The 12,985-nt window shown below is 49.9% G+C and carries 12 protein-coding genes; 10 read left to right on the top strand and 2 right to left on the bottom strand.

The genetic code is table 11. The features are described 5' to 3' along the window. Positions 1 to 13: 13 nt before the first annotated feature. The 7 genes from ACFQ0N_RS32285 to xylB all read left to right on the top strand — a co-directional run bounded on the left by ACFQ0N_RS32285 (position 14) and on the right by xylB (position 7,101). Complete coding sequence (locus ACFQ0N_RS32285; protein WP_379334233.1) at positions 14 to 1,120, top strand: Gfo/Idh/MocA family protein; 1,107 nt, start codon at positions 14 to 16, stop codon at positions 1,118 to 1,120. Between the two features lie 115 nt (positions 1,121 to 1,235). Further along, positions 1,236 to 2,594, top strand: coding sequence for a glycoside-pentoside-hexuronide (GPH):cation symporter (locus ACFQ0N_RS32280; RefSeq protein WP_379334232.1), 1,359 nt, complete (start codon positions 1,236 to 1,238; stop codon positions 2,592 to 2,594). A 271-nt stretch (positions 2,595 to 2,865) separates the two neighbouring features. After that, positions 2,866 to 3,183 carry a hypothetical protein gene (locus ACFQ0N_RS32275; protein WP_379334231.1) on the top strand — a complete coding sequence of 106 codons (318 nt, stop codon included), beginning with the start codon at positions 2,866 to 2,868 and terminating at the stop codon, positions 3,181 to 3,183. Then, the gene (locus tag ACFQ0N_RS32270) at positions 3,183 to 3,668 is read left to right on the top strand and encodes a hypothetical protein (RefSeq protein WP_379334230.1); all 486 of its coding nucleotides are present in this window, start codon (positions 3,183 to 3,185) and stop codon (positions 3,666 to 3,668) included. Before ACFQ0N_RS32275 ends, ACFQ0N_RS32270 begins: the two co-directional genes overlap by 1 nt. After that, a complete protein-coding gene (locus ACFQ0N_RS32265; protein WP_379334229.1) occupies positions 3,668 to 4,012 on the top strand; it encodes a hypothetical protein in 345 nt (114 codons plus the stop codon). Before ACFQ0N_RS32270 ends, ACFQ0N_RS32265 begins: the two co-directional genes overlap by 1 nt. A gap of 265 nt (positions 4,013 to 4,277) precedes the next feature. Further along, entirely contained in the window at positions 4,278 to 5,591 is a 1,314-nt protein-coding gene (xylA, locus tag ACFQ0N_RS32260; RefSeq protein WP_379334228.1) for a xylose isomerase, read from the top strand. Between the two features lie 16 nt (positions 5,592 to 5,607). Beyond that, the gene (gene xylB / locus ACFQ0N_RS32255) at positions 5,608 to 7,101 is read left to right on the top strand and encodes a xylulokinase (RefSeq protein ID WP_379334227.1); all 1,494 of its coding nucleotides are present in this window, start codon (positions 5,608 to 5,610) and stop codon (positions 7,099 to 7,101) included. 78 nt (positions 7,102 to 7,179) lie between these two features. Here the strand turns inward: xylB and ACFQ0N_RS32250 are convergent, their stop codons facing one another. Continuing rightward, on the bottom strand, positions 7,180 to 8,073 hold the full coding sequence (locus tag ACFQ0N_RS32250) for a LysR family transcriptional regulator (RefSeq protein ID WP_379334226.1): 894 nt from the start codon (positions 8,071 to 8,073) through the stop codon (positions 7,180 to 7,182). A gap of 134 nt (positions 8,074 to 8,207) precedes the next feature. Here ACFQ0N_RS32250 and ACFQ0N_RS32245 point away from each other — a divergent pair, with 134 nt between their 5' ends. From ACFQ0N_RS32245 to ACFQ0N_RS32235, 3 genes are all read left to right on the top strand, one after another. Further along, positions 8,208 to 9,215, top strand: coding sequence for an alpha/beta fold hydrolase (locus ACFQ0N_RS32245; protein ID WP_379334225.1), 1,008 nt, complete (start codon positions 8,208 to 8,210; stop codon positions 9,213 to 9,215). A 205-nt stretch (positions 9,216 to 9,420) separates the two neighbouring features. Then, on the top strand, positions 9,421 to 10,122 hold the full coding sequence (locus ACFQ0N_RS32240; RefSeq protein ID WP_379334224.1) for an ABC transporter ATP-binding protein: 702 nt from the start codon (positions 9,421 to 9,423) through the stop codon (positions 10,120 to 10,122). Between the two features lie 15 nt (positions 10,123 to 10,137). Beyond that, a complete protein-coding gene (locus tag ACFQ0N_RS32235; protein ID WP_379334223.1) occupies positions 10,138 to 11,427 on the top strand; it encodes an ABC transporter permease in 1,290 nt (429 codons plus the stop codon). A 63-nt stretch (positions 11,428 to 11,490) separates the two neighbouring features. Here ACFQ0N_RS32235 and ACFQ0N_RS32230 read toward each other — a convergent pair whose 3' ends face one another. Beyond that, entirely contained in the window at positions 11,491 to 12,768 is a 1,278-nt protein-coding gene (locus ACFQ0N_RS32230; RefSeq protein ID WP_379334222.1) for a BaiN/RdsA family NAD(P)/FAD-dependent oxidoreductase, read from the bottom strand. Between the last annotated feature and the right edge of the window lie 217 nt (positions 12,769 to 12,985).

Genomic DNA, 12,985 nt, shown 5'->3' with positions numbered 1-12,985 from the left:
GGCGAACTAACAAATGACGACGAAGACTCCATTAAAAATCGGCATTATCGGCTGCGGCGGGATTGCTCATGCCAAGCATTTGCCGGCACTGGCCAAACTGACCGAGCTCGGCGAAATGACAGCCTTTTGTGATCTCGTGGAAGAACGCGCAGCGATCGCGGCCAAGCAATACGGTACGGCAGATGCAAAAATTTACACGGATTACACGCAGCTGCTGCAGGATGAAACGATCGATGTCGTTCACGTTTTAACGCCGAACAGTTCTCACTCGGTTATTACGGTGGCGGCATTCGAAGCGGGCAAGCATGTCATGTGCGAGAAGCCGATGGCAATCAATTCATTGGAAGCGCGGAAAATGATCGACGCTGCAGACAAGGCCGGCAAGAAGCTGACGATCGCTTATCAGAACCGGTTCAGAGAAGATGCCCTGATGCTGAAGGATGCTTGCAACGATGGCTATCTGGGCGATATTTATTTGGCGAAGGCTCATGCCGTGCGCCGTCGCGCCGTACCGACATGGGGCGTGTTTATGGATAAGGAGAAGCAAGGCGGAGGGCCGCTGATCGATATTGGAACCCATGCGCTTGACCTGACGCTGTGGTATATGAGCAACTATAAAGTGAAATCGGTATCCGGCACAGCCTTCCACAAGCTGAAGGATCAGAACAAGGCAAATTTGTTCGGAGAATGGAATCCTGTCGAATTCGAAGTCGAGGATGCGGCTGTCGGCTTTATTAAAATGGAGAACGGAGCGACAATTTTCCTCGAAGCCTCATGGGCGCTCAATACGCTTGATGTGCGCGAGGCGATGACGACGCTGTGCGGAACAAAGGGCGGAGCGGAAATGCGCCGCAATCCACTGAACGGCAACCCGGATTTGTTTTTGAACGCAGAAATTTACGGCAAGCTTGTCGAAGTGAAGCCGGAGATGAACGCTTCTATTCCGTACTACGGCTCCAAAGTGGAGAATGAAGCGGATCGCGAGGCCAGACAATGGCTGGAAGCGATTATCGAGGACAAGGAGCCGCTGGTAAAGCCTGAAGAGGCTTATGTTGTCACCAGGATTTTGGAAGCTGTTTACGAGTCGTCCAAAACGGGCAAAGAAATCATTTTTAATTAGTTTGACAGATTGGCGATCCCGCCTTTATCGCAATAAGCATGGGGCGGGATTTGCCGGGGATGATAATTGTAAGGGTTTGCATTGCGTCGCGGCAACAAAAAGAGAGGAGAACCTCATGGGAAAGCAGGTTTCTTGGAAAGAACGCATCAGTTACGGTTTGGGGGACACAGCCTCCAATATGGTTTTCCAAATGATTACGATGTATCTGATGTTTTTCTATACGGATGTGTACGGTCTGAATGTGGCGGCAGTCGGGACTCTATTTCTTGTAGCCCGGGTCATTGATGCCTTTGACAGCCCGATAATCGGCGTATTGATCGATCGCACCGACACCAGGTGGGGCAAGTCGCGTCCGTATTTTTTATGGCTGGCGGTTCCGTTTGCGATCGTGGCAGTGCTGACGTTTACGACGCCGGATTTTAGCGATACGGGCAAATTGGTGTATGCCTATGCGACTTATATTACGCTGGGCATTTTGTATGCTGCAATAAACTTGCCCCTAACATCGCTGTTGACAAGTATGACGAGCAATTCCGGGGAACGGACGGTTGTCAATTCGGTGCGGATGATTTTTGGCCAGTTGGGCGGATTGATCGTCAGCGTTGGCGCACTGCCGCTCGTGGCGTTTTTCGGCGGCGGCAATCAGCGTCAGGGTTTTCTCTGGACGATGGTCTTGTTTGCTGCTGTGGCTGTCGTATTTTTCTTCATGACATTTGCCAACACCAGAGAACGGGTGCAGATTGCCGGCGGAAAACAGACTGTTCCTTTCAAGGAAAGCGTCAAAGCGCTGAAAGGCAATTTGCCTTGGTGGCTGCTGCTGTTCATAAATGTGTTTTTCTGGATTGCCTTCACGAGCAAGGGCCAGTCGACGGCATTTTTCCTGAAGTACAATTTTGGCCGCGAGGATCTTATCCCGCTCGTTAACGGCTTGAATGTATTAATGCTGGCCGGCATCGGATTAATGCCGCTCGTTGCCAGCCGGATCGGAAAACGCAATACCTCGCTGCTTGGGATGGCAGTCGGGGCGGGCAGCCAACTGATTGTCTATGCAGGGGCCGTGATGAATTCAGTTCCGGTTATCGTTGGGGCGGCCATTATCGGCAATATCGGGATCGGCTTTGCCGCAGGGCTGATGTATGCGATGCTCGCCGATACGGTGGACTATGGGGAATGGAAATCGGGGGTGCGGGCCCAAGGCTTGCTGACGGCATCCAGTTCCTTTGGCGTCAAGTTTGGTATGGGCATTGGCGGCGCATTGGCTGCGTGGATTCTGGCTACAGGCAACTATGTGCCTAACGGAACCCAGGCGGCTTCGGGGCTGGCTGCGATCCAGTTCAACTTTGTATGGACGCCGTTTATTTGTTTTATGGTCTGTGTGCTGCTGTTTTTGTTTTACAAGATCGATCCGATTGAGAAGCAGATGATCGGCGAGCTGGAAGCGAGACGGGGGCAGGCAGGTACAGTGCAAGCGTGATATCATTTTTGAAAATCCCGTCTGTTCTTCAAAAAGAACGGGGCGGGATTTTCATGCCGAAGCGATTGGTTTCTTTTCGTTTCATTTTTACGAGTTTTTAAACCCATCTATCTTCTTCAGTTTTCTTTAGTCGACTCTTCTCCATCATGATGAGTAAGATTCTATGTCATTTTAGTACCTCTAAAAAGAAACTCACTTCTTAAAGATTCCTTTATTTACCTTGCAGATAATGGTATACTCACAGATAACACAAACTCTCGGAGGTTTTAATATGCAAGATGAGCGAGTGCTCAAATTTATAGATACAAGAAGTAAAGATTATAGTCGTGTATATGCGAACTCTACTTTACTGACAATAAGCCCTCATAACGATGTTGTCATTGATTTTTGCGAAGAAACACTGCAGCCATTTCTTATAACAGAACAAATTTTGGGTGGAAATATCAACGAGGTTTTAAAGTATAGTCATGATCCCCGAGAAGTTATAGTGGAACGTGAAAAGAAGTTTTCTGTAACAATGAATAAAGAGAGAGCTTTACAAATGGCGCATTGGATATTCCAGAATTGTAGGGAGGACGGTGCGAAATAATGATTTTGGAAAGAGTGAAACAATCTCCTAATTATGTCGGTGCTTCAGCTGACGAATGGATAATGGCCACAGCAAAAGTCACAAGTACAGTTGAAATATCCGCGTTGCATAATTCCGGAAACTTTGTTATTGCAGAAAATACTTTAGATCCTATAAGTATGGATCTTACGGAATATGTCAACACTCCATCACATATCCATAAAGTGGGTGGTGATGCTGGAATGGTTAATGACATTGCAGAAAGGTTTCTAAGCCTTTCTATTGTAGACAAGTTGTATTCATACAAATTAAACGGAATACAGCATTATATGATCCTACTTTCAGAAGATAGGGATGATGTTAGTTTCCTTCTTGCTCAGGTTAAAGTTGAGGCCCTTGATGATAATCCCGAATTTGATTTTGAAATAAGGTACACGTTGTTGGATAAATTTGATCAACGAGACATTCCTGTTACCGCGGTCATTCATGGAAGGAAGATAGATTGATGCCATCTGTTGAGGCTCATGATCAGAAGTACTCATCTAACATGGGTGTGGCTGAAAACTTATACGGCATTCAAAATCCTCCCTATGATTGGATAGTGACTGTATATTTTTACGCTGCTCTACATTTAGTTGAAAAAAAACTAGCTCCTTTAGGGGTTCATGCTGCCGATCATCGTGAAAGAAACGAAAAAGTCAGAAAACTTTTCAGGAAGATCTCCGTTTATTATGAATCTCTTTACCTTGAAAGTCAGAATGCCAGGTATGATTGTATAGAAATTACACCAGGCAAAGCAAATCTTGCTAAAAATCACTTGGAAAAGATAAGAGAATATTTGGAAGAATGAAAAAGCCCGGCAAATCGCTTGCAGGGCTTTTTCATTCTATACTGACCTAGTGTCGGCGGGCTTCACCGAACTCAGTAGTGTTGAAGTTATATTGGGAAGTGACCGTCCGACCAGCCCATGGTGCAGCATGGAATCGTTCAAGTACAAACACACCTCATCCCCCATTAAACCGTATCCTCAAGTCTTAGTTTGTTTAATAGACAAACTAAGTTTACTCATGTTATTCTATTACCAAGATCATTAAAAAAAGGAGGCGTGCAGTACGATGGCTTATTTTAATTCCGTTTCCAAAATACAATATGAGGGTAAAAGCTCCGATAATCCGCTGGCATTCAAGCATTACAATCCGCAAGAAATCGTGCTCGGCAAAACGATGGAGGAGCATCTTCATTTTGCTGTAGCTTACTGGCATACATTTACGAACTATGGTAATGACCCGTTTGGCGCGGGTACGGCGGTGCGCGGCTGGGATTATGCTGATGCGATGGATCAGGCGAAGGCGCGAGTGGAGGCGAATTTCGAGTTTCTCGATAAAATGGGCATCTCCTATTACTGCTTCCATGACCGGGATATTGCGCCGGAGGGCGAGACGATTCAAGAGACGAATAAAAATTTGGACGTGATCGTGGAGCTGTTGGAGCAGGGGATGAAGTCGTCAGGCAGGAAGCTGCTATGGAATACGGCGAATATGTTTACGCATCCGCGTTTTGTTCATGGAGCGGGCACAACTTGCAATGCAGATGTGTATGCTTATGCTGGCGCACAATTGAAAAAATCGCTGGAGATCGGCAAGCGGCTGGGAGCGGACAATTATGTGTTTTGGGGCGGCCGCGAAGGATATGAGACGCTGTTGAATACCGATATGGCCTTCGAATTGGACAATTTGGCGCGCATGTTCCATATGGCGATCGATTATGCGCAGGAGATCGGGTTTCATGCGCAATTTTTGATTGAGCCGAAGCCGAAGGAGCCGTCGAAGCATCAATATGATTTTGATGCGGCGACGACCATTGCCTTTTTGCAGAAGTATGGGCTGCAGAATGCCTTCAAGCTGAATTTGGAGGCGAATCATGCGACGCTGGCCGGTCATACGTTCGAGCATGAAATTCGCGTGGCAGCAATTAACGGGATGCTTGGATCGCTTGATGCGAATCAGGGAGATATGCTGCTTGGCTGGGATACGGATGAATTCCCGACAGATCTGTATACGACAACGCTGACGATGTATGAGGTGCTGAAGGCAGGCGGACTTGGCACAGGCGGCATTAATTTTGATGCCAAAGTGCGCCGCGGGTCGTTTGAGGATGAGGATCTGTTCCTCGCGCATATTGCCGGAATGGACAGCTACGCCTGGGGCTTGAAGGCTGCGGCAAAATTGATCGAGAATCACATGCTTGACGATATTATCGAGCATCGTTACCGCAGCTTTGGCGAAGGCATCGGCGCTGACATTGTGGCAGGAAAAGCGACGCTGCGTTCGCTGGAGGAGTATGCGTTCCAGAACAAGCCGCTTCGCAATGAGTCTGGCCGGATGGAGCGGATCAAGCTTGTATTGAATGAAATAATCTATAGCGTATAGAGGAGGATGGAAGGCGATGTCCTACGTCATCGGGATCGATTTGGGAACGAGCGCGGTAAAAGCGTTGCTAGTGAACCGGGAAGGGGAGGTCATTGCGGAGTCCTCGCAGGCGTATCCGCTATACCATGAGCATTCGGGGTGGAGCGAGCAGCGTCCTGACGACTGGACGGAAGGGACACTAGCCGCAATCCGCGAGCTAGCGGCGCATGAAGGTGTATCGCCCGAGCAGATCGAAGGGATTAGCTTTTCCGGGCAGATGCATGGCTTGGTGCTGCTGGATCAGGCCGGGTCGCCAGTGCGCAATGCGATTTTATGGAATGATACGCGGACGAGCGCCGAGTGTCGTGAGATCGAAGCTGCGCTTGGCGGCAAGCTGCTGACCATTACCCGCAATCCGGCGCTAGAAGGGTTCACGCTGCCGAAAATATTATGGGTGAGAAAGCATGAGCCGGAAAACTTTGTGCGAGCAGTTTCGTTTGTGCTGCCGAAGGATTATGTACGCTATTGCCTGACCGGCGAGCTTCATATGGAATATTCGGATGCGGCCGGTACGCTGCTGCTTGATGTCGCCGGCAAGGCATGGAGCGCCGATGTGCTGGGGACGTTCGGGCTGCCGGCGTCAATATGTCCGCAACTGGTGGAGTCGCACCAGCTTGTCGGCACACTGCTGCCGGAGCTGGCTGCGCGCTGCGGTCTAAGTCCGCAGACGAAGGTGTTTGCCGGAGGCGCGGACAATGCCTGCGGTGCAATTGGAGCCGGTGTGCTGCAGGAAGGGCTGACGATGTGCAGCATTGGTACATCAGGCGTGATTTTATCTTATGAGCCGGACAGTGCCAATGATTATAGCGGAAAGGTCCATTTCTTTAATCACGGCAAGGAAAATGTCTTTTATGCGATGGGGGTTACGCTTGCTGCAGGCTATTCGCTTAGCTGGTTCAAGCGGGCTTTTGCCCAGGAACTGTCGTTTGATGAGCTGCTGTCTGAGGTGGGTACGGTGGCGCCAGGCGCGAACGGCCTGCTGTTTACCCCTTATTTGGTCGGCGAGCGGACGCCGCATGCCGATGCAGCAATTCGCGGCAGCTTTATTGGCATCGACGGCTCGCATGAGCGGAAGCATTTTGTCCGCGCCGTGATGGAAGGAATCACGTTCTCACTGCATGAATCTGTCGATATGTTCCGCGCGGCGGGAAAAACGGTCGATACGATTATTTCGATCGGCGGGGGAGCGCAAAACCCGGTGTGGCTGCAAATGCAGGCCGATATTTTCGGGGCGGATGTTGTGGCGCTCGCCAACGAGCAAGGTCCGGGCATGGGAGCCGCGATGCTGGCGGCATACGGCTGCGGCTGGTTTGACAGTCTGGACGCGTGTGCGGCCCAGTTCGTCAAGCGAGGCGCCGTCTACAAGCCGCAGGCAGCGGCGGCAGCGGATTATGCGGAGCTGTTCCGCATTTATCAGCAGGTTTATGGACAGACCAGAGCGCTCAATGAGGCTTTGAAACGATTTCGTTAGTGAATGAAACGGCGAGGAGCTGCCCGATGTTATCGATTTTTGGATAACGCGGGCAGCTTTTTTATTTATGAATCAGACTCATGAGCTTCGTCTTAGCACACTTCTAGCCATTTCAATAAAAACCCTGATAGAAGGCGAAATCCATTTTTCTTGATGCCAGAGCATTTGAGTAGCAAATCGTATTTCGGATAAATCCCACGGCAAAGCGATCAGTTCTCCCCGCTCCACCTCTCCTTTGATCACCATTTCAGGCAGCAAGGCAATACCGAGCCCCATCATTGCGCATTGTTTGATGGCCTCTGCACTGTTAAACTCCAGTTCGGTCAGACTGTCTGCCCCTTTTCTCAACAATGTGCGATAGAAGTACGTCCGATATGAGCAGCCCTTTTCGCTTAACAGAATATGCTCTCTGTGAAAATCCTCTATGCTTAAAGTTGACCGTGAGGCCAACGGATGATCGGGGGAAACCACCATAAGAAAAGGTTCGTCCAGCAAAAGTTCCGTATGAAGGTCCGCAGATACGGAAGGTTCATCCAGCATAAAGACCACATCCGCGTTTCCTTCTCTCAGGCTCTGTTTTAAATTGTGACTGGACAAGGGACGAAACAAAAGGCGGATATGCGGATAGCGCTCGCGAAAAAGCTGGAGCAATGCGGGCAGCCGGTACGTACAGAGCGCTTCGTCTGCGCCGATGATGACGGTACCGGTCAGTTCCCCGCTCTGACTTGCGGCATGCCGGGCTTCTTCTACATCATTTAAAATTTTGCTGGCGTACGGCAAGAATTGGTGGCCTGCGTCGGTCAACACAACGCTCTTGCCCAAGCGATCCAGCAGCTTGACCCCCAACTCTTCCTCTAAAGCTTTGATTTGCATCGTTACAGTAGAGGGAACATAGTTCAATGATTCGGCAGTTCGGCTAAAACTGCGGGTGGAAGCAAGGGTCCAAAATGTTTTTAACTGGCGGATTTCCATCGGGACAGCACCTCTATATTCAAAAAAAATGAACATTATAATCAAAAACGTTTCGTTGATTTGATGGTAACAGTATCGTAGAGTAAAAATCAAGCTTCAACATACGATCTTGTACAGCAAAGGAGAATTGGAACATGAAAGATTACGAAATTTATTCACTTGGAGATGTAGTGCTGCAATCTGGACAAAGACTGCCTCAAGCATTTCTTGCCTATAAAACTTACGGAACTTTAAATGCCTCCAAGACCAATGCTATTGTCTATCCGACCTGGTTCGCTGGCAGGCACACCGATAATGAGTGGTTGATTGGGCCAGGCAAAGCTCTCGATCCTGACAACTATTTTATTATTGTGCCTAATATGTTGGGAAATGGCCTGTCTTCCTCCCCAAGCAATACACCGGCTCCTTTTGACAGAGCAAATTTTCCGCTTATAACGATTTATGATAATGTCCGGTTTCAGCATCGGCTCGTGACCGAGAAATTTGGCATTGCAAAGATTGCTTTAGTCGTTGGCTGGTCGCTCGGCGCGCTGCAAACCTTTCAATGGGGGGCAAGTTATCCTGAAATGGTCGAGCGGATTGCGCCGTTTGGAGGAACAGCAAAGACGAGGCCGCATGCCCAGGCATTTTTTGAGGGGCTTATCGCGGCGTTGCAAGCAGACTCTAATTGGAAGGAAGGCTTCTATACCAGCCCGCCGGCAGCGGGACTCGCCGCGATGGGACGTGCTTATGCCCCTTGGGGGTTTTCCCAGGCCTATTATCTGGAGGGGCTCTATCAGGCCGAGGGATACTCGACGTTGCAGTCTTATCTGGAAGACTATTGGGATCAAGCGTTTTTCTCGTTTGACGCCAACGATTTGATTGCCATGCTCCGTACAGGAATCAATGGGGATATTAGCGCCAATCCAGTAGACAACAGAAATTTCGAACAGGCATTAAACCGGATCACAGCGCATGCTCTAGTTATGCCAGGCTCGACCGATCTGTTTTTTCCTCCTGAGGATAATGCGTATGAAGTGAAACATATGCCGAATGCTGTTTTCCGGCCTATCGAATCCAAGTGGGGACACTGCTTCGGGATCGGACAAAATGAAGAGGATTGTCGCGTGATAGATAGCCATCTGAAACAACTTTTAAAGTGACACCACTAAGGCGGTAAATTCAAATCGTTAGCATAAAAAGAACCGGGTCCAGGAATTTTTTAGGGACTCGGTTTTTCTTGTTCATTAGAGCATTCTATCCGCCTATTTCAAAATGAATGATCAATGCTCTGCCAGCTTGCATATGAACCTTTGTTTTCTATAGAATGATAGATACGAGAATTAGCGGCGGTCAGGAGGGAATAGGATGGATGTATTAACGGTTGATATAAAGCAGGCCGGATATGAAGAGCGGAACCCGGTTATTCGCGATATTTCATTCAATGTTGGCGCTGGCGAGCTCGTCGGGCTGATCGGTCCTAACGGAGCAGGAAAAAGTACAACAGTCAAATCGATCCTCGGTCTTTTGCGCCATGTGGAAGGTACGATCGAATTTGGCGGAGAAAGCAAGCGTTATGCCTACGTGCCGGAGCAGCCGGTGCTCTATGAATATATGACCTTGTGGGAGCATCTTCAGTTGGCGGCAGCGGCGTTCGGGTTGGAGGAGCAAGTATTTGCGGAGCGGGCGAACAAATTGCTGGACCGTTTTCGGCTCCAGGGCGATCGCGATCGGCTGCCGACCGGGTTTTCCAAAGGGATGCAGCAGAAGATGATGCTCATTATCGGGTTTATGCTGGAACCGGATATTTATGTGGTCGATGAGCCGTTTGTCGGGCTTGACCCGCGGGCGACGAGAGACTTTCTGGCTTTGCTGGAAGCTGAGCGTGAACGGGGAGCCGGGGTGCTGATGAGCACGCATGTACTGGATACTGCCGAACGTATTTGCAACCGCTTCTTGTTAGTTAATACCGGATCAGTCGTTGCGCAAGGGACACTGGATGAAGTGCGCGATCAGGCAGGATGTGCAGCCGATGCGCCGTTATTCGACTGTTTCTATGCATTGACTTAAGAGAAGGAGAGCGCCATGAGCAACAGGAATGCAGGTAGAAAGGAACGGAAATGGACGCCGGGGAAGCTGTTTTGGCGGCGTTTGTTTCGTTTTTGGAAAGAGCAGTGGGCGGTATGGCGGACAGCATTGGACTGGACGGTATGGGTGTATATCCTTCTTCCGGCGCTATGGATTGGCGGGGGGTTATATTTGGAGCTTTGGCAGACGCAGCCCGCGTGGATGAAGAGTCTGCCGTTATGGGTCGGAGAGCGTCTGCCGCTCATCCTCATTTTGCGCGGGCAGTTGCGTACGTTCGCCGAGGAAGCCGATGTGCTGTTCCTGCTGCAGAAGCCGCAATGGCGTGGGGGGATAATCCGCCGCGGCGCGCTATATACGTTATTGACCAATGGCATTGCTGCGGCATTGTTGTTCGTTTTGCTGCTGCCCTTTTTGGTTGTTGTCCACCATATGCCTTATGAACAAATTGCCGGACTGTTTTTAATTGCCTGGGTTTGGTCGGCCATGGGGGCGGTTATTCGCAACTTGATTGACGGCTTGTACCGGGGCTGGCGCAAAGCGATGTGGAAAACGATTGCGATGGCCATACTTGCCGCTACTTACTTATTGCTTGTGATCAAACTGGAGGCCCATTTGCTGCGTACGGCGAGTATTGTGTGCCTGGCGCTGATTATGCTGGCCATACTTATGCGGATCAAGCTGCGGGCGCATGAAACGTTCGAAGCTGATGTAGAAATCGAAAAAAATGTTCGGGTGGCCAGCACGCAATTGCTGCTGCGGGATGTGATGGAGCGGAAGCCGCGGATCAAGCTAAACAAGCCGATCGTGCTTCGTCGTTCCAACCGGATATTCAAGCGCTTTGAACCGGATTATGTGCTGGCTGAACAGACGATTAAAGCGTTTATCCGGCGCATGCCGCTTGTACGGATGTGGCTTGGCTTTTTCGGTGTTTCGACGTTAGCGCTGCTGTTGTCGCCGTTATGGGTAAAAGGGCTGCTGCTGGCTGTTTTGCCATTGCTTATCGCCAGATGGATCCAATCGCATTGCAACCAATTTACAAGTGAAGCGTTCGTTGCGCAATTCAACTGGACAGATCAAACGCTGCGGATAGCGGATGAGCGTACGAGATTTTGGCTAATCGTGCCAGGTGTTGTATGGCTGGGATTGGTTGCAGGCGTGTTCCATTTTGGGGTATGGGGACTGGCTGGAGCTGCCGTGTCCGGGCTTTATTGGTGGGGCGTCAACAAAGTGATGTCCGATGTGCTGCAGCTGAAGGAAAGAAAAAAATCGAAAGTGGTAAAAACATAGCTGCAAGAATAAAACAGGCTTATTGTCACGACATGATCGCGAATCAGTAAGCCTGTTTTACGCTTAGTTGTTGGCGGTGAGGCACTGCTCGGCCGCGCTGGAGCCGGCGGCATGGCCGGTTGAGAAGGCGGCTGTAATATTGTAGCCGCCCGTATAGCCGTGAATGTCCAGCACCTCGCCGCAAAAATACAGCCCGGAGGTTAGTTTGGATTCCATCGTGCCGGGATGAATTTCTTTGAGATTTATACCGCCGCCAGTGACGAACGCTTCCTCAATCGATCGTGTGCCGTAAGCGCGCAGCGGAAAGGCTTTTACATATTGGGCGAGTACGAGCCAGCGCTGTTTCGGAATATTGTCGTAGGTTAGCGACTCCGGCAGATCTGCCTTCTCCAGCAGGAGAGGGATCATTTTTTCCGGCAAGTAGCTTTTCAGCACATTTTTGACCGATTTGCGCGGTTCGTCCTGGGCGAGTGCCAATGTCTCGCGATAGATCTGGTCGGCTGACAGCTCAGGCAATAAATCGATCGTCAGCGTGACATTGCCGCCGCCATTTTTTTTGAGCTCTTTGACGACAAATTGGCTGCAGCGCAGGGCGATCGGGCCGGAAATGCCGAAATGGGTAAAGATCATATCGCCGTGATGCTCGATGATTTTTTTCTTTTTCGCATTCCAGACGGACAGCGATACATCGCGGAGCGAGACGCCTTGCAATGTTTTTTGCTGGATGAACGGCTCGTTCGAAGTGATCGGCACTTCTGTAGGGAAGAGCTCGGTTATTGTATGCCCGGCTTTCTCCGCCCATGGGTAGCCGTCACCGGTAGAACCTGTTTGAGGGACCGATTTGCCTCCGGAAGCGACAATGACGCAGCGGGCCGCTATTGTTTCGCCGGATTTCAGCCGGACGCCCGCTACAGCTCCGTTGCGATAGCAGACTTCAGCTACCGGAGCATTGACTTTAATTTGTACCCCGCGCCGCCGGACTTCGCTTACAAGGGCGTCGACAACGGTTTTGGCCCGGTCGGTGACTGGAAACATTCTTCCGTTATCCTCTTCTTTAAGCTTGATGCCGAGTCCTTCAAAAAATGCGATAATGTCACGATTGCCGAAGCTGCACAGTGCACTATGCAAAAAACGCCCGTTGCCGGGAATATGCCGAATTAACTCGTCAATTTCTTTCGCATTGGTGACATTGCAGCGGCCGCCGCCGGAGATGCCCAGCTTGCGTCCCAGCTTGTCGCCTTTATCAATAAGCAGAATCGACAACGAGCCGCGGGAGGCTGCTGCGATGGCTGCCATCAGGCCGGCCGAACCGCCGCCAATAATTATAATATCGTAGCTCATGAATGCTCCTCTTGTGCGTTTACTCGTCATATGGCTAATCCTACATTATCATACTACCCAGCTACTGACGCGTCCACACCTGTCATATTAGCTTAATATGGATAGGAATAGTGGGCTATTTGGGCATTTTGGAGCAGTTTCTGTCGATCTAACAAAATATTGTATTTATTTGTTTGACCAATAGTTGTATAGTAATGGTATAATCATCCTATGGAAG

It is taken from the genome of Paenibacillus sp. GCM10027626 (genome assembly GCF_042676285.1).
Lineage (GTDB): Bacteria > Bacillota > Bacilli > Paenibacillales > Paenibacillaceae > Paenibacillus_Z.
The sequence above is the reverse complement of the archived record's forward strand: the minus strand, read 5'-3'. Positions and strand labels throughout refer to the sequence as shown.

What these genes read in the sequence shown, in the direction of transcription:
- ACFQ0N_RS32280 (WP_379334232.1), top strand. Translation starts at nt 1,236, where the DNA reads ATGGGAAAGCAGGTTTCTTGGAAAGAACGCATCAGTTACGGTTTGGGG.
- ACFQ0N_RS32250 (WP_379334226.1), bottom strand. Translation starts at nt 8,073, where the DNA reads ATGGAAATCCGCCAGTTAAAAACATTTTGGACCCTTGCTTCCACCCGC.
- ACFQ0N_RS32230 (WP_379334222.1), bottom strand. Translation starts at nt 12,768, where the DNA reads ATGAGCTACGATATTATAATTATTGGCGGCGGTTCGGCCGGCCTGATG.
- ACFQ0N_RS32235 (WP_379334223.1), top strand. Translation starts at nt 10,138, where the DNA reads ATGAGCAACAGGAATGCAGGTAGAAAGGAACGGAAATGGACGCCGGGG.
- xylB (WP_379334227.1), top strand. Translation starts at nt 5,608, where the DNA reads ATGTCCTACGTCATCGGGATCGATTTGGGAACGAGCGCGGTAAAAGCG.
- ACFQ0N_RS32270 (WP_379334230.1), top strand. Translation starts at nt 3,183, where the DNA reads ATGATTTTGGAAAGAGTGAAACAATCTCCTAATTATGTCGGTGCTTCA.
- ACFQ0N_RS32245 (WP_379334225.1), top strand. Translation starts at nt 8,208, where the DNA reads ATGAAAGATTACGAAATTTATTCACTTGGAGATGTAGTGCTGCAATCT.
- ACFQ0N_RS32265 (WP_379334229.1), top strand. Translation starts at nt 3,668, where the DNA reads ATGCCATCTGTTGAGGCTCATGATCAGAAGTACTCATCTAACATGGGT.
- ACFQ0N_RS32240 (WP_379334224.1), top strand. Translation starts at nt 9,421, where the DNA reads ATGGATGTATTAACGGTTGATATAAAGCAGGCCGGATATGAAGAGCGG.
- xylA (WP_379334228.1), top strand. Translation starts at nt 4,278, where the DNA reads ATGGCTTATTTTAATTCCGTTTCCAAAATACAATATGAGGGTAAAAGC.
- ACFQ0N_RS32285 (WP_379334233.1), top strand. Translation starts at nt 14, where the DNA reads ATGACGACGAAGACTCCATTAAAAATCGGCATTATCGGCTGCGGCGGG.
- ACFQ0N_RS32275 (WP_379334231.1), top strand. Translation starts at nt 2,866, where the DNA reads ATGCAAGATGAGCGAGTGCTCAAATTTATAGATACAAGAAGTAAAGAT.